The organism is Pseudomonas sp. TWR1-1-3, from assembly GCF_049896805.1.
In the GTDB taxonomy this organism is placed as follows: domain Bacteria; phylum Pseudomonadota; class Gammaproteobacteria; order Pseudomonadales; family Pseudomonadaceae; genus Aquipseudomonas; species Aquipseudomonas bubulae.
In genome coordinates this window covers 516,679-537,802 of record NZ_JAFCUZ010000002.1, presented here as the reverse complement: position 1 = coordinate 537,802, position 21,124 = coordinate 516,679, and the positions used below count along the sequence as shown (strand labels likewise).

Below are 21,124 nucleotides of genomic sequence, written 5' to 3'. Positions count from 1 at the left end.
TGCGCTGTAAGCCTTTACGACAGGATCAGTCGTTGAAGTCTTTCCAGCCGCCCATTTGTTTCCAGCTGTTGACGATGCCACAGAACAACTCGGCGGTTTTCTCGGTGTCGTAACGGGCCGAGTGTGCTTCACGCCCATCAAAGTCGATGTCGGCGGCCTGGCAGGCTTTTGCCAGGACGGTCTGGCCATAGGCCAGGCCAGCAAGGGTCGCGGTGTCAAAGCTCGAGAACGGGTGGAAAGGGTTGCGCTTCATGTCCAGGCGCGCGACAGCGGCGTTGAGGAAGCCCAGGTCGAAGCTGCTGTTATGCCCCACCAGAATGGCGCGTTTGCAGCCATTGGCCTTCAGGGCCTTGCGCACACCGCGGAAGATATCGGTCAGGGCTGTTTCTTCACTGACGGCCATGCGCAGTGGGTGATCGAGCTTGATACCGGTGAATTCCAGTGCAGCGGCTTCGATATTGGCGCCTTCAAACGGCTCGACACGGTGGAAATAGGTGTGTTCGGGGAACACAAAGCCTCTTTCGTCCATGCCGATCGTTACGGCAGCAATTTCCAGCAATGCATCAGTAGCACTGTTGAAACCGCCGGTTTCAACATCGATTACGACCGGCAGATAACCGCGAAAGCGCTCTGCCATCGGGTGGCGTGGACCACCGCCATGGCCGCCTTCGTGTTCGTCATCATAATGGTCGTCACTCACAGCTGTTCCTCCAGCAGGCGCCAGCGCAGAGTTTCACCGGCGCGCAGCGGAATTACGGTCAGCTCGCCGAAAGGCAGGCTGGTTGGGGCGGTCCACTCCTGGCGAACCAGGGTGATCTGTTCGTTGCTGGCGGGCAAGCCGTAGAAGCGCGGGCCGTTAAGGCTGGCAAAGGCTTCCAGCTTGTCGAGCGCATTGCGCTGTTCGAACGCTTCGGCGTACATCTCGATGGCCGCATAGGCGGTATAACACCCGGCGCAACCGCACGCCGCTTCCTTGGCGTGCTGGGCGTGAGGTGCCGAGTCAGTGCCCAGGAAAAACTTCTCGCTGCCGCTGGTGGCCGCATCCAGCAGGGCTTCCTGATGGGTGTTGCGCTTGAGGATCGGCAGGCAATAAAAGTGCGGGCGAATGCCGCCAACCAGCATGTGATTGCGGTTGTACAACAGGTGATGAGCGGTAATGGTTGCGCCGACGTTGGCTGAAGCCTCGTTGACGAACTGCACCGCATCCGCGGTGGTGATGTGCTCAAACACGACTTTCAGCGTCGGGAAACGATCTACGACGCGGCGCATATGCTCGTCGATGAAGATCTTTTCGCGGTCAAAGACGTCTACGCCGGCTCGGGTGACTTCACCGTGGATCAGCAAAGGCATGCCGACCTCGGCCATGACTTCCAGAACCGGGAAGATCGCGTCGATACTGGTTACACCGGAGTCGGAGTTGGTCGTTGCCCCGGCCGGATACAGCTTGGCTGCATGGACGAATCCGCTGGCCTTGGCCGTGCGAATGTCTTCTGGCTGGGTACGATCGGTGAGGTACAGCACCATCAGCGGCTCGAAGCGGCTGCCAGCGGGGCGTGCAGCCAGGATGCGCTGGCGATAGGCGTCGGCCTCGGCGGCATTGCGCACCGGGGGTACCAGGTTGGGCATGATGATGGCGCGGCCAAAAGTGCGCGCTACATCCGCGACAGTGTGAGGCAACACAGCACCATCGCGAAGATGTATATGCCAGTCGTCGGGACGCAGCAGGGTCAGGCGGTCAGACATTGGGGATTCCAGGCGGGTCGAACTGAGGTGAATGCTACCGGAAAAGACTCTGGCAGGCACTCGCTATCAAGTTTTGTGATTGCTGACCGATATCTGATGAGCATGCCGTAAATCTGTGGCCTGTTTTTTTGCCGTGCAAGCCTGTGGAGCCTCCCGTGCGCCAGCGTTATTTCATCCTGCTCAGTATGTTTGCCAGCCTGCCAGCCATGGCTCTGACTTTTCAGACGCGGCTGGAGAATATCGAGTGGAAAGTGGAAGGTGACAAATTCGAATGCCGTCTGATTCAGCCGATTACCGATTTTGGTTCGGGTGCTTTTGTAAGGCGTGCAGGAGAACAGGCTGTATTTCGTCTTAATGCCTACAACTCAATGTTGGGCGAGGGCTCTGCCAAGCTGTTGGCCGCCGCTGCGCCCTGGCAACCGGGCCGTGGTGATATTGACCTGGGCTCGGTGCGTATTGGCCGTGGACAGGTGCTTTTCAACAGTTCCCAGGCGCAGGCCGCCAACTTGTTTCGAGGCTTGATTGAGGGGCGCAGCCCCTTGATAAGGCATTATTCTCGTGAGGGCAATGTCTCTGAAGTACGCCTGCTCCCTGTCAGGTTTCGCCAGGCTTACGGCGACTACGAGGCCTGTACCGCAAAGCTTTTACCGAAAAACTTTGAGCAGGTCAGACAAAGCCAGATCGGTTTCCCTGGCGGGGGGATCGAACTGGACGCGGTGGCCCGGGTCAACTTGCAAGTCATGGTCGAATACTTGAAGGCAGACCCTACAGTCAATCACGTCATCCTCGACGGTTATTCCGATAATCAGGGCAATCGCTTGACCAATCGTGAGCTGTCGCGGCGCCGGGCATTGGCGGTAATGGAGTATTTCAAGCAGAACGGCCTGCAGGAGTCGCAGATCACGGTGCGATTCCATGGTGAGCAATACCCCTTGGCGGCGAATACCAGTCGGGTAAACCGGGCGAAAAATCGCCGGGTAAGCGTCCGCCTGGAACGGCTCCCTGTGCCTGAAAAAGCTGCGCCATCTGTAGGTCCCAGCAATCCAGCGGCTATTTCCTGAAGCAACGGTCTCGTCGCGTCTTTGATATAAACTGTCGCTTTGTCGTCTTAAGCTGTCGCGCCTCTGTAAATTCATGGCTGTGGGCGGTAGACTGTTCGGCTTTTCGAACAACCCGTGGAGTGATGGCATGGCGGACGTAAACAAGGTCGTTCTGGCTTATTCGGGCGGCCTGGACACTTCGGTGATCCTGAAGTGGCTGCAGGATACTTATAACTGTGAAGTCGTAACCTTTACCGCTGACCTGGGTCAGGGTGAAGAGGTCGAACCTGCACGTGCCAAGGCGCAAGCCATGGGCGTCAAGGAAATCTACATTGATGACCTGCGCGAAGAGTTTGTTCGTGACTTCGTTTTCCCGATGTTCCGCGCCAACACCGTTTACGAAGGCGAGTACCTGCTGGGTACTTCCATTGCTCGTCCGCTGATTGCCAAACGCCTGATTGAAATCGCCAATGAAACGGGCGCCGATGCCATTTCCCACGGTGCAACGGGTAAAGGTAACGACCAGGTTCGCTTTGAGCTGGGTGCCTATGCCTTGAAGCCAGGGGTGAAGGTTATTGCTCCTTGGCGTGAGTGGGACTTGCTCTCCCGTGAAAAGCTGATGGATTACGCTGAAAAGCATGCAATCCCGATCGAGCGTCACGGCAAGAAAAAATCCCCGTACTCGATGGATGCCAACTTGCTGCATATCTCCTACGAAGGTGGTGTGCTCGAAGATACCTGGACTGAGCACGAAGAAGACATGTGGAAGTGGACCGTCTCTCCGGAGAACGCTCCTGACAAGCCGCAGTACCTGGAACTGACCTACCGTAATGGCGACATCGTTGCGCTGGACGGTGTTGAGATGACACCTGCGACTGTTCTGGCAACGTTGAACCGCATTGGTGGCGAACACGGTATCGGCCGTCTGGATATCGTCGAAAACCGTTATGTTGGCATGAAGTCCCGTGGTTGCTACGAAACCCCGGGCGGCACCATCATGTTGCGTGCTCACCGCGCCATTGAATCGATTACTCTGGATCGTGAAGTTGCTCACTTGAAAGACGAGTTGATGCCAAAGTACGCCAGCCTGATCTACACCGGTTACTGGTGGAGCCCTGAGCGCATCATGCTGCAACAGATGATTGATGCTTCGCAGGTTCACGTTAACGGTGTTGTTCGCCTCAAGCTGTACAAAGGCAACGTGATTGTTACCGGTCGCAAGTCTGACGAGTCGTTGTTTGATGCCAACATCGCAACCTTTGAAGAGGATGGCGGTGCTTACAATCAGGCCGATGCTGCCGGCTTCATCAAGTTGAATGCATTGCGCATGCGTATTGCTGCAAATAAAGGGCGCAAGTTGTTCTGATACAGCTCGCCTGGTAAAGCCCCAGCCAATTGGCTGGGGCTTTTTTTTGCCTGCAATTCAGGTATTTGTTTGGGGGCGGGGTGAGTTAAGCAGGGTGAATCTGTGTGCGTCGGTGTTGTAGCTGATAATGGTTGTATGGTTGATGGATGACGTATGTTTGAAGTTGTCGATGGCCAGTCGAAGAGTTTCCTGAGGGATACTGGAGTGCTGGTTGGTAAGCAGTAGCAGTACAGCATGTCTGGGGGGCGTGTTTTTATATTTGCGGGTTGCTTTGTAATAGATATGTAATACCTCTTCGGCAGTGCCTTTATGAGGGGAGAGCAAGTGCAGGTGGTTCAGGTCCATAAGATGAAGTGTTTTTAAATCTGAGCCCTCTCTCCATGCATGACTCTTGGCAAAGAATGTTGCGTGCGCTCTTTCGGGGGGTGGAAACGGGGGAGGGTCGACGTGGTGGACTCTTTGGCCTTGAAGGAAGATGTTATGGGGTCTGTATAAGCTGTACGGGGAGCCTGAAGGGCAGGCGGGTATAAATAGTTGTGCGGATGTACTTGTGCTTGCAAATGAATTGCCTTGCTTCAGGCAAGGGCCAGTCGGCTGAGAGAACCCTTCCGGAGTGTTCTCGGCTTTGGATAAGTCAGCGGGGGTATAAAGTGTTTTGTTATTGAAGTTTAAGGTCAGGAAAAACAACGTGATCAGAAGTGATGGGAAAACAATCAGGAACCATACGTATATTTTTTGATGCTCACTGTCGATATAAGGGAGAGAGACTGCAGCGGACGCTTCCGTCAGCATTGAAAAAACAGCGATAACGGTAAGTGGGTGGTTGATTTTTATGGTGTTTTTTATCATGAAAGTGCCTTTTGGTAAAAGTCGGAATGATAAGGAAGAAGGCGCTTCTTGGCGGTGTATGGCCAGCTTGGAGTATCTGTGCAGGGTCAATGTAAGTCGGGTGATTGGTTCAGCGCTTTCTTCAGGGAGTTGCTAGCGTTTTTTAAAATTAGTCGTGTTTTTTTTAAGGCGCAAATCAATTGCATGAGATTGTGTCGCGCCTGGCTGGCGGAATTTATCGATTTCTTGAATAAGAGGTTTGTTTTTGTAGGGGGGCTGTCGTTATCAGGTCGGACCTTGTTAAAGGGCGTTAAGTGTTTTTTGTAAAGGGTGTAAGGTTTTTAGTCAGTGACTGATTTGAATGATAAGTCTGAGAGGGAGTTGTAGGTGGGTGAACGTATCTATCGAATATTTATTTTTATCTTGGTTGGGTTTGCCTGGGCGAACGTCTTGCCGTTATTTTAGCGTGATTTAATGCTTTAGGTGTTTTCCTAATGATTTGTAGTCCGATTCTGTAAGCATGAAATTGTAATATTTTCCCTTGGAAAAATAGTAGATTTAATTTGAATGAACATTGAGATTTGTCACTGTGTTTTTTGTGGTTTTTAATGTGGGTGGGGCATTTTATTTGGGCGGCAGGCCATGGGGGTGGGGTATGTAGTTGGATTGTCAGGCTGTTTGGTCAGATTTTTGAATGTGTTTTATATCTGGTTTTTTGAATGTGTCTTAAGTGGGTACGATTTCGTTATCTGTGTGAAAGTGTTGCAGTTCTATGTTGGGTTTTTATTTTAATTCTCGGCGCTTTCTTGAGTTTCGGTCTTCCCATGTCTGGCAGCTTGTGACGAAAGTGTGTGGGGGGCGTTTCAATGGGCGATATCTGTAGGGTTGATCTCCAATATTTGTAGGAAATGTCTTTGGTTGTTGATGCTTGAGGGGGTGCTATGCCCAGTTTGTTGCGACTAGGCTATGGTGCTGGTTCTGAAAATTCGAACAGCGATAAATTGGAATGGCCCATGAATAAAGTGCTGATCGTGGATGATCATCCTGTAATTCGTCTTGCTGTGCGTATGCTCATGGAACGACATGGCTACGAGGTTATTGCAGAGACGGATAATGGTGTGGATGCTTTGCAGCTTACGCGTGAATATGCGCCTGATATCGTAATTCTGGATATTGGAATACCTAGGCTTGACGGGCTTGAAGTTATAGCGCGGTTGTCCACACCGGCAGTGCCTATCAAGGTGCTGGTGTTGACTTCACAAGCCCCGGGTCACTTTTCCATGCGTTGCATGCAAGCCGGTGCAGCCGGTTATGTATGCAAGCAGCAGGACTTGACTGAACTGTTGAGTGCAATCAAGGCCGTACTGTCTGGCTACAGTTATTTCCCGAATCAAGCCTTGCACTCAGTACGTTCAAGCTTGGGGAATGCCAGTGAGGCAGATATGGTCAATCGCCTTTCTGGGCGAGAAATGATGGTGTTGCAGCAGTTGGCACGTGGAAAGAGTAACAAGGAAATTGCGGATGGCATGTTTTTGAGCAATAAAACGGTGAGCACCTACAAAACGCGCCTTTTATTGAAGCTTAATGCCCGTTCACTTGTAGATTTGATTGAGCTGGCACAGCGCAATGGCCTGGTGTGAAGAGAGGGGCTTGAAGATGTAATACCCCAAGCCCCCTGAGCAAAAGCCTCCACAACAGGAGGCTTTTGATGCCGTATCTCCGGGATTACAGGTCGTATCCATAATCTTCCAGCTCTTTTCTGAGCCGTTTTTCTTCCAGCAGTGCGTCAATGGTGCGGCGTTTGGCCAGATTGGTTTTAGCGACCTCGACAACAGGCTCTACGACTTCGTCCGAATCGACGACTGCGAAATCTTCCTCTACTTCCAGTTCTTCTTTGCCAGTGCTCATTCAATTCACTCCAGGCTAAGACAGCTAATGGCGCCCCTTATAGCGATAATCGCTCGTTGGGTAAAAAAGATTTTCTCAATCGATCAGCCCATAGAACGCCTATCACTCAATCATCAGAGGTTTTTTCCTTGAAATCGCACAGGTCTTCTATGCGACAACTGCCGCACCGAGGCTTGCGCGCCTGGCACACGTAGCGCCCGTGCAGGATAAGCCAGTGATGGGCGTCCAGCAGGTAGGGTTTTGGTACGTACTTCATGAGGTTTTTTTCGACCTCCACCACGTTTTTGCCAGGGGCAATACCGGTTCGGTTGCTGACCCTGAAAATATGGGTGTCTACAGCCATTGTCAGTTGCCGGAAAGCTGTATTGAGCACAACGTTTGCCGTTTTACGACCTACCCCGGGCAGTGCTTCAAGCTCTTCTCGGGTCTGTGGGACCTGGCTGCCATGGCGCTCAATCAATAAACGGCAGGTTTCGATCACGTTCTTGGCCTTGCTGTTATACAGGCCAATGGTCTTGATGTAGTGCGACAGTCCTTCCACTCCCAGAGCGTAGATGGCTTCTGGTGTGTTGGCGACCGGAAACAGTTTGGCCATTGCCTTGTTAACGCTGACGTCAGTGGCCTGTGCAGACAGGATCACGGCGATAAGCAGTTCAAAAGGCGATGAATAGGCCAGTTCGGTTTTAGGTTCAGGGTTGTCTTCGTGAAACCGGCGAAATATTTCAAGGCGCTTTACGGCGTTCATGGTTAAAAACGTTCCTGAAGAGCAGTCCGATAAACGGTGGGGCGCTTATATGGTTTTTTCAAGTCTTGCCCGGATCCAGCGCATTGAGTGCGGATTCTGCCTGAGTGACAGCGTCAGCCAAAAGTGTCAGCTCGGTGCCGGACACCTCTTGGCTCATGGCTTTTTTAAGTTCGGCGCGGCGCATGGCCAGCTGGATTTTTGCCCGTTTGAGTTCGGCAGTATTGGCTATCGGTGCGGGTGTGGCGGCCAGGGGCATTGACTCCAGTTGAGCCAGTGCCTGCTGCGCGGATTCAAACTGCTGTTGCAGAATAACCAGCTGAGATTGCTGCTGTGCGGTTGGCGGATGCCCGAAGGCCTTCAACGATTTGTTCAATTGCGCGCGGGCCATGGCCAGAGTGACCTTGGCTTTTTTAAGTGCGGCGTCATTGAGGCTGCCTGATGCTGCCCCGGGGAAATCCGTTTGCGTGCCGCTGAGGGTTGCTGCAGGCGGGCGCTGGGCACGGGCAAGGCGTTCAGCTTGCCTGTGCAGCTCTTCGTGGCGCAGGCGTTCGTCGCGCGACTCGAAGCGCTTGCGGGCATGCTCGCGTTTCTGGTTACGGGCGTTGAACTGCTCTTCATTCTGAGCGAGGCCGCCGACGATCGGGATGACATTGGCAGGCAGCGGGTGCATTTCGATGCAGTCCACCGGGCATGGCGCAACGCAGAGATCGCAACCGGTGCATTCATCGATAATCACGGTGTGCATCAGTTTGGCGGCGCCAAGAATGGCATCGATCGGGCAGGCCTGAATGCATTTGGTGCAGCCGATGCATTCGGCTTCGCGAATATAGGCCACTTGCGGTGGGGCCTGGCCGCGATCGGTATCCAGTTGCAGTACGGGAACCCTGAGCAAGCTGGCCAGTGCAGCAATGGTTTCGGCACCGCCAGGCGGGCACTTGTTGATTGCCTCGCCTTGAGCAATACCTTGCGCATAGGGTTTGCAGCCAGGATGGCCGCATTTCCCGCATTGAGTTTGCGGCAGTAAAGCATCAATACGTTGAATCAGGCTCATGGTGTGATCAGTCCAGCTACAGCGGGTCGCATCTGGGCGACGCTCAACATGCGCAGAGATAAATAGGGGCGTGACGGTCAAGCGTGGGTGCAAGATCGTTCAGCTCGGTAAAGACGGCTGATTATCCGGCATGACGGGAGGGGCGGCTACTGATGAACAGCGTCTGGTGGCCTGCAGGCCACCAGACGGTGCAAAGGGGCAGTGTTACTTGATGCGCTGACCTGGCTTGGCGCCGCTGTCCGGGCTGAGCAGGTAAATTTCTTCACCGCCAGGGCCGGCAGCCATCACCATGCCTTCAGATATGCCAAAGCGCATTTTGCGTGGCTTCAGGTTGGCGATCATCATGGTCAGACGACCTTCAAGCTCGGCCGGGTTCGGGTAGGCGCTCTTGATTCCCGAAAACACGTTGCGTTGCTCGTCGCCAATATCCAGGGTCAGGCGCAGCAGCTTGTCGGCACCTTCAACCGCTTCGGCCTTGAGAATCAGCGCGACGCGCAAGTCCACGGCAGCGAAGGTATCGAACTCGATTTCTGCGGCCAGCGGCTCCTTGACCAGTTCGCCGTTGCCCTGTGGTGCAGCGCTGCCGGTGTCGGTCTGGCTGGCGACCAGGTCTTCTTTCGAAGCATCGGTCATGGCCTGGACCTTGACCGGGTCGATACGGGTCAGCAATGGCTTGAATGCGTTCAATTGGTGGTTGGCCAGCAACACCTGGTGATCGTTCCAGGTCAGGGGGTCGACATTCAGGAATGCCTCTGCATCGGCAGCCAAAACTGGCAGGACCGGCTTGAGGAAGATGATCAGCTGGCGGAAGAGGTTGATGCCCAGTGCGCAGACCGCCTGAACTTCAGCTTGCTTGCCTTCAACTTTGGCCATTGCCCAAGGAGCCTTGTCAGCGATCCAGGCGTTGGCACGGTCGGCCAACGCCATGATTTCACGCATGGCACGGGCGAAGTCACGGGCTTCATAGGCCTCGGCAATGCTGGGTGCGGCGGCCAGGAACGCTTCGGTCAGTTCGGGAGCAGCATTGCCCTCGACCATCACACCGGCGTTACCCTTGTGAATAAAGCCTGCACAACGACTGGCGATATTGACCACTTTGCCGACAAGGTCCGAGTTGACCTTCTGTACGAAGTCTTCCAGGTTCAGGTCCAGGTCATCAACCCCGCGACCCAGCTTGGAGGCGTAGTAGTAGCGCAGGTATTCCGGTGCCAGGTGGTCCAGGTAGGTGCGGGCCTTGATAAAGGTGCCGCGGGATTTGGACATCTTCTGGCCGTTGACGGTCAGGTAACCGTGAACGTTGATGGCAGTAGGCTTGCGATAGCCTGCGCCTTCGAGCATGGCTGGCCAGAACAGGGCGTGGAAGTTAACGATGTCCTTGCCGATAAAATGGTACAGCTCGGCGGTGGAGTCCTTGGCCCAGTACGCGTCGAAGTCCAGATCCGGACGGCGGGCGCAGAGGTTCTTGAAACTGGCCATGTAGCCGATTGGTGCGTCCAGCCATACATAGAAGTACTTGCCTGGCGCGTCCGGGATCTCGAAGCCGAAGTACGGCGCATCGCGGGAGATATCCCACTGTTGCAGGCCGGTATCCAGCCATTCGGCGATCTTGTTGGCTACAGCATCCTGCAGGGCGCCGCTGCGGGTCCAGCTTTTGAGCATGGCATCGAAGTCGGGCAGCTTGAAGAAGAAATGCTCGGAATCCTTGAGCACCGGAGTGGCGCCGGAGATGGCGGACTTGGGATTCTTCAGATCGGTTGGCGCGTAGGTGGCGCCGCATTTTTCGCAGTTGTCGCCGTACTGATCGTCAGTGCCGCATTTAGGGCAGGTGCCCTTGATGAAGCGGTCGGCCAGGAACATTTTCTTTTCCGGGTCGAAGTACTGGGTGATCGAGCGGGTAGCGATATGCCCGGCTTCGCGCAGCTTGATGTAGATCGCACTCGACAGCTCACGGTTTTCTTCGGCGTGGGTCGAGTGGAAGTTGTCGAAATCGACGAGGAACTCGGCAAAGTCGGCGCTGTGTTCAGCCTGGACATTGGCGATCAGTTGCTCGGGGGTGATGCCTTCTTTCTCGGCGCGCAACATGATGGCCGAGCCGTGGGCATCGTCTGCGCAGACATAAGTGCACTGATTGCCGCGAAGTTTCTGGAAGCGCACCCACATATCAGTCTGGATGTACTCAAGCATATGGCCAAGGTGAATTGAACCATTGGCATAGGGCAGGGCGCTGGTGACTAAGATATTGCGTGGCTCGGACATGGGGCTCGGCTACTTGATGAGACGGTGGTCGGCCACTATAAAGCGCCGGGCAATATATTTCACCCCGTGCTGGCGTATCTGATCGTTTGTGCTGTTTTTGAGCGGTTCAAAAGCCTGCTGCCGGTGGTTTATTACAGGTACGATAGCGGCCTGTTTTACTCAGTCTTTACGGGAGTTGCCCATGAGCGCAGTTAATCGCGCAGCGGTGGAGGCCGTCCTTCGCCAATACACCGACCCTTATCTGAATCAGGATCCGGTCAGTGCCGGATGCATCCGCAACATAGAGGTTCAGGGTGAGCGCGTCAGTGTTCAGCTTGAACTGGGTTATGCCGCCGGTCTGTTCAAGGGTGGCTGGGCGCAGATCCTGCAAACCGCCATCGAAAACATGGATGGCGTGACCTCGGCCAAGGTCGAGATCAACTGCGTGATTGCGGCGCACAAGGCGCAGGCGCAAATCCCGGGCCTGGCCAATGTGAAGAACATTGTGGCCGTGGCTTCCGGCAAGGGCGGTGTCGGCAAGTCCACCACCGCAGCCAACCTGGCACTGGCGCTGGCCCGTGAAGGTGCGCGGGTGGGGATTCTGGACGCGGATATTTATGGTCCGAGCCAGGGCGTGATGTTTGGCATCGCTGAAGGTACGCGGCCGAAGATTCGTGATCAGAAGTGGTTCGTGCCCATCGAAGCCCATGGCGTTGAAGTCATGTCGATGGCCTTTTTGACTGACGACAACACGCCGATGGTGTGGCGCGGTCCGATGGTGTCGGGTGCGTTGCTGCAGCTGGTGACACAAACGGCCTGGAATGACCTTGATTACCTGGTCATTGATATGCCACCGGGTACCGGCGATATCCAGCTGACCCTGGCACAGAAAGTCCCGGTGACCGGGTCGGTGATTGTGACCACGCCGCAGGATCTGGCTTTGCTGGATGCACGCAAGGGTGTCGAGATGTTCCGCAAGGTCAACATTCCGGTGCTGGGTGTCGTGGAGAACATGGCGGTACACATTTGCTCGAACTGTGGTCACGCAGAGCATCTGTTCGGTGAGGGTGGGGGGGAGAAGCTGGCAACGCAATATGGCGTTGAGGTGCTGGCCTCGCTGCCGCTGTCGATGGAAATCCGCGAGCAGGCCGACAATGGCAAGCCAACAGCGGTGGCTGACCCCAACAGCCCGGTTGCCTTGATCTATCAGGAGCTGGCCCGACAGGTGGGCGCGCGTATTGTCCTGCATGAAGCGGCTTCGCAGGCTATGCCGACCATTACGACCACTGACGACTGAATTGCGATGCAATACCTGTAGTCGCTGACGAGGTACGAGGCTGCGATAAGGCCCCCAGGGCCTTCAGAAATTGGGGCCGCTATGCAGCCCATCGCCGCCTCGTGCCTCGTAAGCGACTACAAAATCGTGCCTGGGTTTATTACGGGCATAAAAAAACCCCGCTTTTAAGGGCGGGGTTTTTTACTGGATCAGTACAAGTTAGATAACTTGAACTTCCTCAGCTTGCATGCCTTTCTGACCGCGAGTAGCGATGAAAGAAACCTGTTGGCCTTCTTTCAGGCTTTTGAAGCCGTCGGATTGGATTGCTTTGAAGTGAACAAACAGGTCGTCACCGGATTGTGGAGTGATGAAGCCGAAGCCTTTTTCATCGTTGAACCACTTAACGGTACCAGTTTGGCGATTAGACATGGTGTAACTCCTTGAACAAAGATAACTGCGACGCAGGAAAAGCCCTGGCCGAGACTGAGTGCAAAGAGCAGGAAAAATTCTTGGAGATGGTTGGATCGAAATTCAACATATCGTGTAGAGATTCTCAGTGACACAAGCAACACAGTGGCGCCACCTTAACGCTTTTTTCCGAACGTGCAAAGGGTCTTTGCGAAGGATTATCCAAAAACGTGACTGACGGTTGCCCTCACACCCTGTATTCAGGGGATCTCAAGCTAATTTCGATATTTTTTCCCCAGATTTTTGAACAGGGCCTTGGGGGGCGGTAAGATGCCCAACAGAATTTTCTACCTCGCTATTCAGGACACCCGCCATGAGCATCAAACCAGACAAGTGGATTCGCCGCATGGCGCAAGAGCACGGCATGATCGAACCTTTCGTCGAGCGTCAGGTGCGTGAAGAAGGCGAGAACCGTCTGATCTCCTACGGCGTTTCGAGCTACGGCTATGACGTTCGTTGCGCAAACGAGTTCAAGGTCTTCACCAATATCAACTCGGCGACCGTTGATCCAAAAAATTTCGACGCGGGCAGCTTTGTCGATGTCACCAGCGACGTTTGCATCATCCCGCCCAACTCCTTCGCCCTGGCACGCACCGTTGAGTACTTCCGTATTCCGCGCAATGTGCTGACCATCTGCCTGGGTAAAAGTACCTACGCGCGTTGCGGCATCATTGTTAACGTGACGCCACTTGAGCCCGAGTGGGAAGGTCATGTGACCCTGGAGTTTTCCAACACCACGACATTGCCGGCCAAGATCTACGCCAATGAAGGCGTGGCACAAATGCTGTTCTTCGAATCTGACGAAGAGTGTGAAGTGTCGTACAAGGACCGTGGCGGCAAGTATCAGGGCCAGCGCGGCGTGACCTTGCCTCGCACCTGACGAACAGAGGGAATTCTTGAGCGCAAATGCACTCTATTGAGTGTATTTCCGGTTACGCATCCAGCGAGCCGGATCATCGCTCAGGAGTGCCTTATGAAGATTGATCCGAGTATCCGCGCCCAACTGGCAAACCTCGAGCCCAATCAGGTCGGGCTGCTGGCCTGGTCTCTGCTGGCCTTTCCACAGCTGCATGCAGGTGGCATCCCCGGCCAGCCTGACCCGGACAGCCCGCAACCAATCGAACCCGAACCGGGCGTGCCAACGCTGCCTGACGAGCCTCCGCCTGCGCCGGTTGCCTGATCCGGTAGTGGCTCAAGGCGATAGCAGATAACCGCTACGATAGGCTTCGCGGCCTGCCACGTGGGCAATCACCATGCCTGCGGTGGCCATTCGCCGCTGAGAGCGGGCATACAGCAAACCTGCGCTGGCGCAGTAAACCGGTGTGAGCTTGTCGCTGATGGGGTCAATGATCTCGGCAATCAACTGGCCAGCGCACAGATACTCCCCCGGCCTGGCATTGAACACCAGCAGCCCGCCTGCCGGTGTTGCCACGGGCTCTACACCGGCCAAAGGGGTGGCGGGGTAGAGAAGGGGTGGCAAAGGCACGGATTCTCCGTCAATCGCGCCAAAATCGATCAGATAATCAATCAGCGCCTGGCAGTCGTGCCCTGCATGGCTGTGGTTCACATCTGCCAGGCCGCGTAATTCCAGGGTTACGGAAAAGCTGCCCTGGGGAATCGCATAGCAATGACCGAAACGCTGCTGTAGTTGCCACCACAGCAGGGTGAAGCACTCATCGAACGACAACCCGCCGGAGTCCGTTGCCAGCAGGCTGGCTTGAGCGCCGAGGTGGCGCGCCAGCGGTTCGACCTGCGGCCAGGCTTCAGGCGTGGTGTACAGGTGGGGTACGGCCTCATAGTCGCAGTGCAGGTCCAGCACCATATCGGCATCGCAGGCCAGCGTTTGCAGGGTCAGGCGCTGGGAGTGCAACTGCGTTGTCGGCACTTGCGCTGACAGCAGTTCGCGCAAGCGACGGCGGATTAACTGCAGGTTCTGTGCGGGATCATCGCTGAGCTGGCCTTCAAGCTCATCACCAATCTGCGTGCTCAGGTCCAGGAAGTTACGATTGAAGTTCTGCCCGCTTTGCAGCTCGTAACGCCCCAGCGGGATATCCATCAAGACCTGCTCAAGGCCAGCCGGGTTGGCCACTGGTACCACGACTATCTCAAAGAGCAACCGTCCCGCCACCTCAAGCTCTGTAAGGCGCTGCTTGAGGTGCCAGGCGACCAGCATCCCGGGCAATTCATCCGCGTGCAGTGAGGCCTGAATATAGATCTTGCCTCGGGGCTGGGCAGGCCCGTAATGAAAACTGTGAATAAGCCGTTCAGTGCCCGGGACAGGTGCCAGCAAAGGATGAATTTGATGTCGCTGCATGGAGACGTCCTTGTGAGCCAAGTTCAGATGGCCAGACAGTAGCGCTGTGCCAGTCGCCCCAATCGAAGCATATTATGGGCGACATACAAATGAAAAATTGCACCTTTTACTCAGCATATGCCCTCTCCCGGCTTTGTGCATGAGAGGGCAGGCTGTGGCTCTCGGTTACTTGCCCGGAACCAGGGTCAGACGGGTCTTGCCGTAGGTCTTGTCGAAGTTCTGCGGCTGCATCGGGAAGCTGATGTACTGCCCTTTGAGCCACGGATCGATACCGTCGGTGTAGTGCGGGCTGGCCGGGTTACTCGATTGCCCGGTGCTGTTTTGCGCCATCATCGGTTCGACCTGGCCGAAGTCGATGATCATGCGCATGGCCGGTATCTGCGTCACCTCGAAGTTTGCGCCTGCGAGGTGGTAGGCCGCCGTATTGAGGGTCGTATGATCGCCGCCTGCCATAACGGGGGCGCGAACAGTCTGGCCGTTGGCATTGCGCCATACGTACTGATGCAGCTTGCCCCACTGCCATGCTTTGTGATCGTTACCCATCAGGCTGTCACCGGTGCTGATCGCCCCGGCCAGGCTGCGGGCCAGAATGGCCGGTTTGTCTTCTTTTTGCGTGGTGCGGCTATCGTCCCAGAAAGGACTGTCTTCGCGGCCCAGCAAGTGATCGGCTACCGCCGGGTAAGACAGGTTGCTGTTGGCCACAAATGCCTGCCAGCTGGCGCTGTTCTCGGGGCCCAGTTCATCCAGGAAGATCTGCCGGGTGCTTTCCTGCAAAAACAGTTCGTACACTGCCGCATCGGCCGAGTTGGCGCCGAGCTTGCCGTCAAATGCCATCAGCCGACCAAGAGCTTCGCGGGCTTTGGCCTGTTCTGGCGCGGGCAATGCCGCGATCGCCTGTTTCAGAGGCTGTGCCATGCCGGGGGCGCTGAACATGGTTTTCAGCTTGGCTGCGAACAGCGTGGTCTGGTCGTACTGCATGGCTATCATGCTGCGGGCGTCCTGTTTGCCACTGCCTGCCAGTTGCGCAAGGCGTTCGCTGCGCTCAGGTGACAGCCACGAGTTGGACAGTTGCATGCCGTAGCCATAGGCGGCCGTACGCTGGTTGGCGGTACCCAGCCAGCCCTGGGTCGGGTCCTGGTCGTAGGGGTGCAGCATCGGGTCGGCGTAACCTTCCCAATCGTAGCGGCCATCCCAGCCCGGCGACGGGAACAGGCCAAGCCCTTCACGGCGGTTGGGGTAGAGCCCGGTCACTTGCCAGCCGATATGGTTGGCGTCGGCATACAGCAGGTTCAGCGCCACAGCGCGGATTTCACGGCTGGCATCCGAGGCTTTTTCGCTGTTCTGGGCACGGGACAGGTCAAAAAATGCGTCGAGGGTTTTGTCGCCCTGCAAGTCCGGGATTTGCAGGGCAAGGCCCAGGCTACTGTTCAGGGCATTGGGGCTGCCCAGGGTGCTGTTGAGCAAAGGCCCGTGGCGGGTTTCGTAAATCACTTCGCGAATCGGACGCTGACCTTTGACGAAAAAGGTTTCGTTGCGCACCGTCGCCGGTAGCCACTTGCCGTTCGCCATGTAGTACAGGCTACTGCCCTGGCGTTTGAGCTTCTCCAGGAACACATCCTGGTTGTCGCCCATGGCCATGCTCATACCCCATGCCACCTTGCCGTTGAACCCGGCAAACAGGGTCGGCAAGCCCGCAATGGTTGCCCCGGCAGCCTGGTATTTGGGGGCGCGAATCTGCACGTAGTTCCAGGCCGAAGGCACGCCTATGGGTTGATGGATATCGTTGGCCAGCAGGCTCTTGCCACTACGGCTGCGCTGCGGGCCAATGGCCCAGTCGCTGGATGCCGTGACACCTGGCAGGCTCAGTTGCTTCACCTGTTCAAGGGCCTGGGACACGCCGCTCAAGCCTTGCAACTGGCTGCCCAGGGCCAGGCCCTTGAGCTTGTCGGCTTCGCTGCTGGGCAGGGCTTCGTTGGGATAGGTTGGCATCAGCCAGGGCAGTTTGTCGGTGCCGACTTTTTGCGTAAGGGCCAGGGCGTTGAGTTCTTCTTGCAGGTTGACCGACATGCCGAAGTTCAACAGGCTGAAAATCAGCGCCGAGTCCTCGGGTTTCCAGTACTCGACCTTGTAGCTGGCCTGCGCCAGATCGGCCGGCAATTTGTCGCGGTAGCGGAACAGGTAGGCGTTGACTCCGCGAGCGTAGACTTCGAAAAACTTTTTAAGTCGCGGTGAGGCGCTTTTATAAAGCTCGTCAGCGTTCTTTTTCAGATTGACGGTGCGCATCAACCGGTCGCTTTGCAGTGCATCAACGCCGTTGAGCTCGGCCAAGCGGCCTTGGGCCAGCAAGCGCAAACGCACCATCTGGCTGATTCGGTCACCGGCATGCACATAACCCAGGGTGAACAGGGCGTCATGGAAGCTGCTGCTTTCGATCAGCGGCATGCCCTGGATGTTGCGGCGTACCGACACGTTCTGTGCAAGGCCCTTGAGCGGTTGCACGCCAGAGGCTGGCACCAGGCTTTCAGTGGCATGGTTGTTTATCTGGCAACCGGCCAGGCCCAGCAGGCTGACCATTGCCGCGGCAACGCCGAACCGGGGTAGTAAAGAAGTAAAGGCTGGCGAGGCCATGGCAAAGCTCCTGCGGGGGTGGTGTCATCGAAAGCCGCTACGTTAGTGAGGCCGATGACACCGTGCAAGCGCTATATGCACTACTTTGGCGGGTTGATTTTATCCACCAGTGCGTAGGCACGTTCTGTAGCCGGGCGCGCCTTGACTCGCTGGAACCAGGCCTTCAGGGCCGGGAAATCATCCAGGTTCTGCCCCTGCCATTCATGGGGCACGATCCACGGGTAAATCGCCATGTCGGCGATGCTGTATTCGTCACCCGCAACAAACTCGCGGCCTTCCAGCTGTTTGTTCAATACGCGATACAAACGGGCCGTCTCTTCGGTGTAGCGTTTGATCGCATACGGGATTTTTTCCGGTGCGAAGCGGTTGAAGTGATGATTTTGCCCGGCCATTGGCCCCAGGCCACCCATTTGCCAGAACAGCCATTGCAGGGCCATTTGCCGGCCGCGCAGGTCCTTTGGCAAAAATTGCCCGGTTTTTTCCGCGAGGTACAGCAGGATCGCGCCGGACTCGAACAAGGACAGTGGCTCGCCCCCGTCGGCCGGTGCCTGATCAACAATGGCTGGGATGCGGTTATTCGGGGCTATCTTCAAAAAGTCCGGAGCAAACTGTTCGTTCTTGCCGATATTGATCGGATGAACCTTGTAGGGCAGGCCAGCTTCTTCAAGAAACAATGAGACTTTGTGGCCGTTGGGAGTGGTCCAGTAATAAAGATCGATCATGAAGGGCTCCAGAAGGGAATGTTCACCCAGCACCTGACGACCATCAGAGGCGGTCATCGACTGTGGGCTGTCAGTTTTACCCCCAAAAGCGCGTCGGATGAAAGCAGGTCATGGTTTGTGACGCACTTTTTCATAAAGCAAAAACTCAAACGCCGCACAGGACACTGGACCCTGTGCGGCGTTTGCAAAGCGTCCCGAGGGATCAGGCGCCGTGGCACTTCTTGAATTTCTTGCTGCTGCCGCACGGGCAGGGATCGTTGCGGCCAACGTCTTTCAGCTCGTTGCGCACAGGCTCTTGAGGTGCATGGCCGCAATGCGGGCCATGTACATGACCGTGATCGTGGTCATGGGTGTGGCCATGATCATGATCGTGGTTGCAGTCGGGGCCATGAACGTGGGGTTGTTGGGTCATTGCTCAATCACTCTGGAATAAAATCGCCGGGGATTATCTCGCCTTTGCGCGTCAGGTGCACGTCGTAACCGTAGAACAGCCCGGTTTGCAGTGTGCCCTCGAGTCGGTAGGGGATGGGCTGGTCGGGTGTTTCAAGCAAATTGACCAGCGGGCGCACCTGCGGCCAGAGGTTGGTACGCACCGGTATCACGTACATGGCGCTGCTGTTGGGTTGCACGCTGAACCAGTGTTCGTTCTCACCTTCGGTCAGCTTGATGGTGCCCAGATACACGGCATAGCTCAGGCCGCGTACGGTCAGTGTCGAGTCATTGGGGTTGTCGACCCGAAAATGCAGCCTGAAGCGCTGCTCCAGCAGCTTGGCCTGCACCAGTTCGACTTTTTCCAGATGCACGTCCGGGTCCTTGTCGCCTGAGTCGAACCAGGAGGTGCATCCCGATACCATCAGCAGCATGGCCAGGGCGATTGTTTTTATTGTTCGGGCCCGCACGTCCATTGTTTAACCCTCAGAGTCCAGCCTATTGACCGAAAAAACCGGCACAGCATTTTTTGAACTTCAGCCCGCTGGCGCATGGGCAAGCGTCGTTGCGCCCGACCTTGAGCGGTACGGTGGGGTCGATGAAGTACCAGCGCCCGGCGCTTTGCACAAAGGATGAGCGCTCGCGGTGGCTGTGCTCACCATTGGCGTGGTGCCAGCGTGCAGTAAAGGTCACAAAGGCGTGTTCCGGTTGGCCGCCGAACACTTCGCTGCTTTCAACGGTCAAGCCCAGCCAGGTGCTCTGCGCGCTCCAGTCGGCAATGGACTGGCGATCCAGCCCGGCTTGCTGCACAGGCAGGGTGGTGCTGACCAGGTAGTCGACAAGCCCCAATACATAGGCGCTGTAGCGTGAGCGCATCAGGGTTTCGGCGCTCGGGGCCGGGTGGCCGTCATGATAGTGCCCGCAGCAGGCTTCCAGCAGGTTGCCGCTGCCGCAGGGGCAAATGGATGTGCTCATCGGGTTACCACCAATACTTGCCAAAGTTTTCCGGGTTTGCCCAAAACCTGGCGTTTAGCCAGTCGGGTACTTGTTTGTATTCGCGCAAGTCGTAAGTAAAGAGCGTCAGGACTTGCTCGTCACGCTGAAACCTCTCATTGCTTTGTAAAGCAAGGGCGTAAAAGTCGGTTTCTTTCCAATTGCAGGCTGTGAGATCCGCCAGCACGGCAATGCGACTGGCATTGAGGTTGCGAATGCCGCCCAGCAATTGCAGCCCGCTGTTTTTGGGCAGGTGCTCCAGGCAGTCGATCACCAGTGCCAGGTCAAAGCGTTGCGCTGCCAGGTCTTCGGGCAACGGGCCAGGCGCTGCTCGGGCCACCTGCGCGCCGGGGTGCGCAGCCTCGAAGGCGGCCAGTGCCGGGAAACTGCTGGCCCCGACCACGAGCAGGCGTTGTGGCGCATAACGATCCAGCAAGGCCGCCAGCGCTTGCTGGGGTGTACGTGTAGAAATACCGGGCGTCATCGAAGGTCCTCACTTAGAGCGTCCAAGACTAGCCTGCGCAAGCCGCGCGGCCTAGTGGGCTGTTGCCGCTACTGTCACTTTGCTGGCGCATACCCTGAGCGCAGTCTTTACTTTGCCTTGCATCGGCCAAACGCCGACCCTCAGGAGAGACCCTTTTATGAGCATCATAAGAACAGCAGTACCTCTGGTTGTTCTCACCGGCGTATTAACGGGCTGTGCCGGGTTGCAAAAAACTGACTGGCCCACCTGTGCTGCAGTCGGCGGTGTGGGCGGGGCGGCCTTGGGTGCAATAAAAAGCTCGGCCTGGGCGGGGGGTGGTGCCGTATTCGGTGCGGGCATGGCCGCGGCTTACTGTTGGGTACACGGTGACGGCGATGCGGATGGCGACGGTGTTCCGGACAGTCGCGACAAGTGCCCTGATACGCCCCAAGGCGTGAAAGTCGATGCTGCGGGCTGCCCGATTGTGGCCGTCGTGGTGGTTGAAGAAGTGGTGGTCGTCAAGCAAGAGGCCATTGTAGTACGTGATGTGAATTTCGAATTCAACTCTGCCCGGTTGACTGCGGCGGACAAGGAAAAGCTCAATATCATAGCCGCGCGCCTGAAAAAAGACGCCGCCAACGCCCAGTTGAAGGTCACAGGGTATACCGACAGTGTGGGCAATGAGGCCTACAACCTGAAACTGTCCAAGGCACGGGCGCAGTCGGTGGTTGAGTACTTGATCGACAGCGGTGTACCGCGCAGCCAGTTTGTTTCCGTGGAGGGAGCCGGTGAGTCGAACCCTGTGGCCAGCAATCAGACCCCTGAGGGCCGCGCCCAAAACAGACGTACCGAGATTCTGATCATTCGTTAACCCTTGGTATCGCCGCGGTTTTGCCCGGGCCAGTCGAAGTTGCG

Annotated in this window: 22 protein-coding genes; 7 read left to right on the top strand and 15 right to left on the bottom strand. The window is 56.2% G+C overall.

The annotated features are described in order from the left end of the window. Positions 1-25 precede the first annotated feature (25 nt). Positions 26-700 carry a ribonuclease T gene (rnt, locus tag ACP7BE_RS09985; protein WP_016779695.1) on the bottom strand — a complete coding sequence of 225 codons (675 nt, stop codon included), beginning with the start codon at positions 698-700 and terminating at the stop codon, positions 26-28. Then, the gene (pyrC, locus tag ACP7BE_RS09980; RefSeq protein WP_095001401.1) at positions 697-1,743 is read right to left on the bottom strand and encodes a dihydroorotase; all 1,047 of its coding nucleotides are present in this window, start codon (positions 1,741-1,743) and stop codon (positions 697-699) included. The genes rnt and pyrC overlap by 4 nt, the downstream gene beginning before the upstream one ends. Positions 1,744-1,898: 155 nt before the next feature. Between pyrC and ACP7BE_RS09975 the strand changes: the two genes are divergently transcribed. Both ACP7BE_RS09975 and ACP7BE_RS09970 read left to right on the top strand, forming a co-directional pair. Next, on the top strand, positions 1,899-2,804 hold the full coding sequence (locus ACP7BE_RS09975; protein WP_095001400.1) for a flagellar protein MotY: 906 nt from the start codon (positions 1,899-1,901) through the stop codon (positions 2,802-2,804). A gap of 127 nt (positions 2,805-2,931) precedes the next feature. After that, positions 2,932-4,149 (top strand): argininosuccinate synthase, encoded by a 1,218-nt coding sequence (locus tag ACP7BE_RS09970; RefSeq protein WP_016779698.1) that lies wholly within the window; start codon positions 2,932-2,934, stop codon positions 4,147-4,149. Between the two features lie 57 nt (positions 4,150-4,206). Here ACP7BE_RS09970 and ACP7BE_RS09965 read toward each other — a convergent pair whose 3' ends face one another. Beyond that, entirely contained in the window at positions 4,207-4,998 is a 792-nt protein-coding gene (locus tag ACP7BE_RS09965) for a hypothetical protein (protein WP_141228152.1), read from the bottom strand. 992 nt (positions 4,999-5,990) lie between these two features. On the opposite strand from ACP7BE_RS09965, the gene ACP7BE_RS09960 reads away from it, so the two are divergent. Further along, the gene (locus ACP7BE_RS09960) at positions 5,991-6,617 is read left to right on the top strand and encodes a response regulator transcription factor (RefSeq protein ID WP_095002959.1); all 627 of its coding nucleotides are present in this window, start codon (positions 5,991-5,993) and stop codon (positions 6,615-6,617) included. A gap of 85 nt (positions 6,618-6,702) precedes the next feature. Here ACP7BE_RS09960 and ACP7BE_RS09955 read toward each other — a convergent pair whose 3' ends face one another. From ACP7BE_RS09955 to metG, 4 genes are all read right to left on the bottom strand, one after another. Continuing rightward, a complete protein-coding gene (locus tag ACP7BE_RS09955) occupies positions 6,703-6,885 on the bottom strand; it encodes a PA3496 family putative envelope integrity protein (protein WP_016779702.1) in 183 nt (60 codons plus the stop codon). Between the two features lie 106 nt (positions 6,886-6,991). Beyond that, positions 6,992-7,630, bottom strand: coding sequence for an endonuclease III (nth, locus tag ACP7BE_RS09950; RefSeq protein ID WP_095002960.1), 639 nt, complete (start codon positions 7,628-7,630; stop codon positions 6,992-6,994). Positions 7,631-7,688: 58 nt separating this feature from the next. Continuing rightward, a complete protein-coding gene (gene rsxB / locus ACP7BE_RS09945) occupies positions 7,689-8,681 on the bottom strand; it encodes an electron transport complex subunit RsxB (protein ID WP_426105700.1) in 993 nt (330 codons plus the stop codon). A gap of 204 nt (positions 8,682-8,885) precedes the next feature. After that, the gene (metG, locus tag ACP7BE_RS09940; RefSeq protein ID WP_095019461.1) at positions 8,886-10,937 is read right to left on the bottom strand and encodes a methionine--tRNA ligase; all 2,052 of its coding nucleotides are present in this window, start codon (positions 10,935-10,937) and stop codon (positions 8,886-8,888) included. A gap of 181 nt (positions 10,938-11,118) precedes the next feature. On the opposite strand from metG, the gene apbC reads away from it, so the two are divergent. After that, the gene (gene apbC / locus ACP7BE_RS09935) at positions 11,119-12,213 is read left to right on the top strand and encodes an iron-sulfur cluster carrier protein ApbC (RefSeq protein WP_095002963.1); all 1,095 of its coding nucleotides are present in this window, start codon (positions 11,119-11,121) and stop codon (positions 12,211-12,213) included. 198 nt (positions 12,214-12,411) lie between these two features. On the opposite strand, the gene ACP7BE_RS09930 is transcribed toward apbC, so the two are convergent. Beyond that, complete coding sequence (locus tag ACP7BE_RS09930; protein ID WP_002554837.1) at positions 12,412-12,621, bottom strand: cold-shock protein; 210 nt, start codon at positions 12,619-12,621, stop codon at positions 12,412-12,414. Positions 12,622-12,973: 352 nt separating this feature from the next. Here ACP7BE_RS09930 and dcd point away from each other — a divergent pair, with 352 nt between their 5' ends. Then, positions 12,974-13,540 (top strand): dCTP deaminase, encoded by a 567-nt coding sequence (gene dcd / locus ACP7BE_RS09925; RefSeq protein ID WP_016779707.1) that lies wholly within the window; start codon positions 12,974-12,976, stop codon positions 13,538-13,540. Positions 13,541-13,633: 93 nt separating this feature from the next. After that, the gene (locus ACP7BE_RS09920; RefSeq protein WP_095002964.1) at positions 13,634-13,840 is read left to right on the top strand and encodes a hypothetical protein; all 207 of its coding nucleotides are present in this window, start codon (positions 13,634-13,636) and stop codon (positions 13,838-13,840) included. Between the two features lie 12 nt (positions 13,841-13,852). On the opposite strand, the gene ACP7BE_RS09915 is transcribed toward ACP7BE_RS09920, so the two are convergent. The 7 genes from ACP7BE_RS09915 to ACP7BE_RS09885 form a co-directional block, all read right to left on the bottom strand. Continuing rightward, a complete protein-coding gene (locus tag ACP7BE_RS09915; RefSeq protein ID WP_426105696.1) occupies positions 13,853-14,974 on the bottom strand; it encodes a succinylglutamate desuccinylase/aspartoacylase family protein in 1,122 nt (373 codons plus the stop codon). Between the two features lie 165 nt (positions 14,975-15,139). Beyond that, positions 15,140-17,602, bottom strand: coding sequence for a penicillin acylase family protein (locus tag ACP7BE_RS09910; RefSeq protein WP_426105694.1), 2,463 nt, complete (start codon positions 17,600-17,602; stop codon positions 15,140-15,142). An 80-nt stretch (positions 17,603-17,682) separates the two neighbouring features. Then, positions 17,683-18,324 (bottom strand): glutathione binding-like protein, encoded by a 642-nt coding sequence (locus ACP7BE_RS09905; RefSeq protein ID WP_095002967.1) that lies wholly within the window; start codon positions 18,322-18,324, stop codon positions 17,683-17,685. A gap of 202 nt (positions 18,325-18,526) precedes the next feature. After that, the gene (locus ACP7BE_RS09900) at positions 18,527-18,736 is read right to left on the bottom strand and encodes an SEC-C metal-binding domain-containing protein (protein ID WP_086795965.1); all 210 of its coding nucleotides are present in this window, start codon (positions 18,734-18,736) and stop codon (positions 18,527-18,529) included. Positions 18,737-18,743: 7 nt separating this feature from the next. After that, positions 18,744-19,229, bottom strand: a complete 486-nt coding sequence (locus ACP7BE_RS09895; protein ID WP_095002968.1) for an LEA type 2 family protein — start codon at positions 19,227-19,229, stop codon at positions 18,744-18,746. Between the two features lie 22 nt (positions 19,230-19,251). Then, complete coding sequence (locus ACP7BE_RS09890) at positions 19,252-19,728, bottom strand: YchJ family protein (protein ID WP_426105691.1); 477 nt, start codon at positions 19,726-19,728, stop codon at positions 19,252-19,254. A 4-nt stretch (positions 19,729-19,732) separates the two neighbouring features. Next, positions 19,733-20,230 carry a DUF6231 family protein gene (locus ACP7BE_RS09885; RefSeq protein WP_095019457.1) on the bottom strand — a complete coding sequence of 166 codons (498 nt, stop codon included), beginning with the start codon at positions 20,228-20,230 and terminating at the stop codon, positions 19,733-19,735. Between the two features lie 157 nt (positions 20,231-20,387). Between ACP7BE_RS09885 and ACP7BE_RS09880 the strand changes: the two genes are divergently transcribed. Next, a complete protein-coding gene (locus ACP7BE_RS09880; RefSeq protein WP_095002971.1) occupies positions 20,388-21,080 on the top strand; it encodes an OmpA family protein in 693 nt (230 codons plus the stop codon). The last annotated feature ends 44 nt before the right edge of the window (positions 21,081-21,124 follow it).

What these genes read in the sequence shown, in the direction of transcription:
- apbC (WP_095002963.1), top strand. Translation starts at nt 11,119, where the DNA reads ATGAGCGCAGTTAATCGCGCAGCGGTGGAGGCCGTCCTTCGCCAATAC.
- ACP7BE_RS09880 (WP_095002971.1), top strand. Translation starts at nt 20,388, where the DNA reads ATGAGCATCATAAGAACAGCAGTACCTCTGGTTGTTCTCACCGGCGTA.
- ACP7BE_RS09930 (WP_002554837.1), bottom strand. Translation starts at nt 12,621, where the DNA reads ATGTCTAATCGCCAAACTGGTACCGTTAAGTGGTTCAACGATGAAAAA.
- ACP7BE_RS09900 (WP_086795965.1), bottom strand. Translation starts at nt 18,736, where the DNA reads ATGACCCAACAACCCCACGTTCATGGCCCCGACTGCAACCACGATCAT.
- metG (WP_095019461.1), bottom strand. Translation starts at nt 10,937, where the DNA reads ATGTCCGAGCCACGCAATATCTTAGTCACCAGCGCCCTGCCCTATGCC.
- ACP7BE_RS09915 (WP_426105696.1), bottom strand. Translation starts at nt 14,974, where the DNA reads ATGCAGCGACATCAAATTCATCCTTTGCTGGCACCTGTCCCGGGCACT.
- ACP7BE_RS09905 (WP_095002967.1), bottom strand. Translation starts at nt 18,324, where the DNA reads ATGATCGATCTTTATTACTGGACCACTCCCAACGGCCACAAAGTCTCA.
- ACP7BE_RS09960 (WP_095002959.1), top strand. Translation starts at nt 5,991, where the DNA reads ATGAATAAAGTGCTGATCGTGGATGATCATCCTGTAATTCGTCTTGCT.
- ACP7BE_RS09885 (WP_095019457.1), bottom strand. Translation starts at nt 20,230, where the DNA reads ATGACGCCCGGTATTTCTACACGTACACCCCAGCAAGCGCTGGCGGCC.
- ACP7BE_RS09970 (WP_016779698.1), top strand. Translation starts at nt 2,932, where the DNA reads ATGGCGGACGTAAACAAGGTCGTTCTGGCTTATTCGGGCGGCCTGGAC.
- ACP7BE_RS09890 (WP_426105691.1), bottom strand. Translation starts at nt 19,728, where the DNA reads ATGAGCACATCCATTTGCCCCTGCGGCAGCGGCAACCTGCTGGAAGCC.
- pyrC (WP_095001401.1), bottom strand. Translation starts at nt 1,743, where the DNA reads ATGTCTGACCGCCTGACCCTGCTGCGTCCCGACGACTGGCATATACAT.
- ACP7BE_RS09965 (WP_141228152.1), bottom strand. Translation starts at nt 4,998, where the DNA reads ATGATAAAAAACACCATAAAAATCAACCACCCACTTACCGTTATCGCT.
- ACP7BE_RS09910 (WP_426105694.1), bottom strand. Translation starts at nt 17,602, where the DNA reads ATGGCCTCGCCAGCCTTTACTTCTTTACTACCCCGGTTCGGCGTTGCC.
- rsxB (WP_426105700.1), bottom strand. Translation starts at nt 8,681, where the DNA reads ATGAGCCTGATTCAACGTATTGATGCTTTACTGCCGCAAACTCAATGC.
- ACP7BE_RS09920 (WP_095002964.1), top strand. Translation starts at nt 13,634, where the DNA reads ATGAAGATTGATCCGAGTATCCGCGCCCAACTGGCAAACCTCGAGCCC.
- ACP7BE_RS09895 (WP_095002968.1), bottom strand. Translation starts at nt 19,229, where the DNA reads ATGGACGTGCGGGCCCGAACAATAAAAACAATCGCCCTGGCCATGCTG.
- nth (WP_095002960.1), bottom strand. Translation starts at nt 7,630, where the DNA reads ATGAACGCCGTAAAGCGCCTTGAAATATTTCGCCGGTTTCACGAAGAC.
- ACP7BE_RS09955 (WP_016779702.1), bottom strand. Translation starts at nt 6,885, where the DNA reads ATGAGCACTGGCAAAGAAGAACTGGAAGTAGAGGAAGATTTCGCAGTC.
- dcd (WP_016779707.1), top strand. Translation starts at nt 12,974, where the DNA reads ATGAGCATCAAACCAGACAAGTGGATTCGCCGCATGGCGCAAGAGCAC.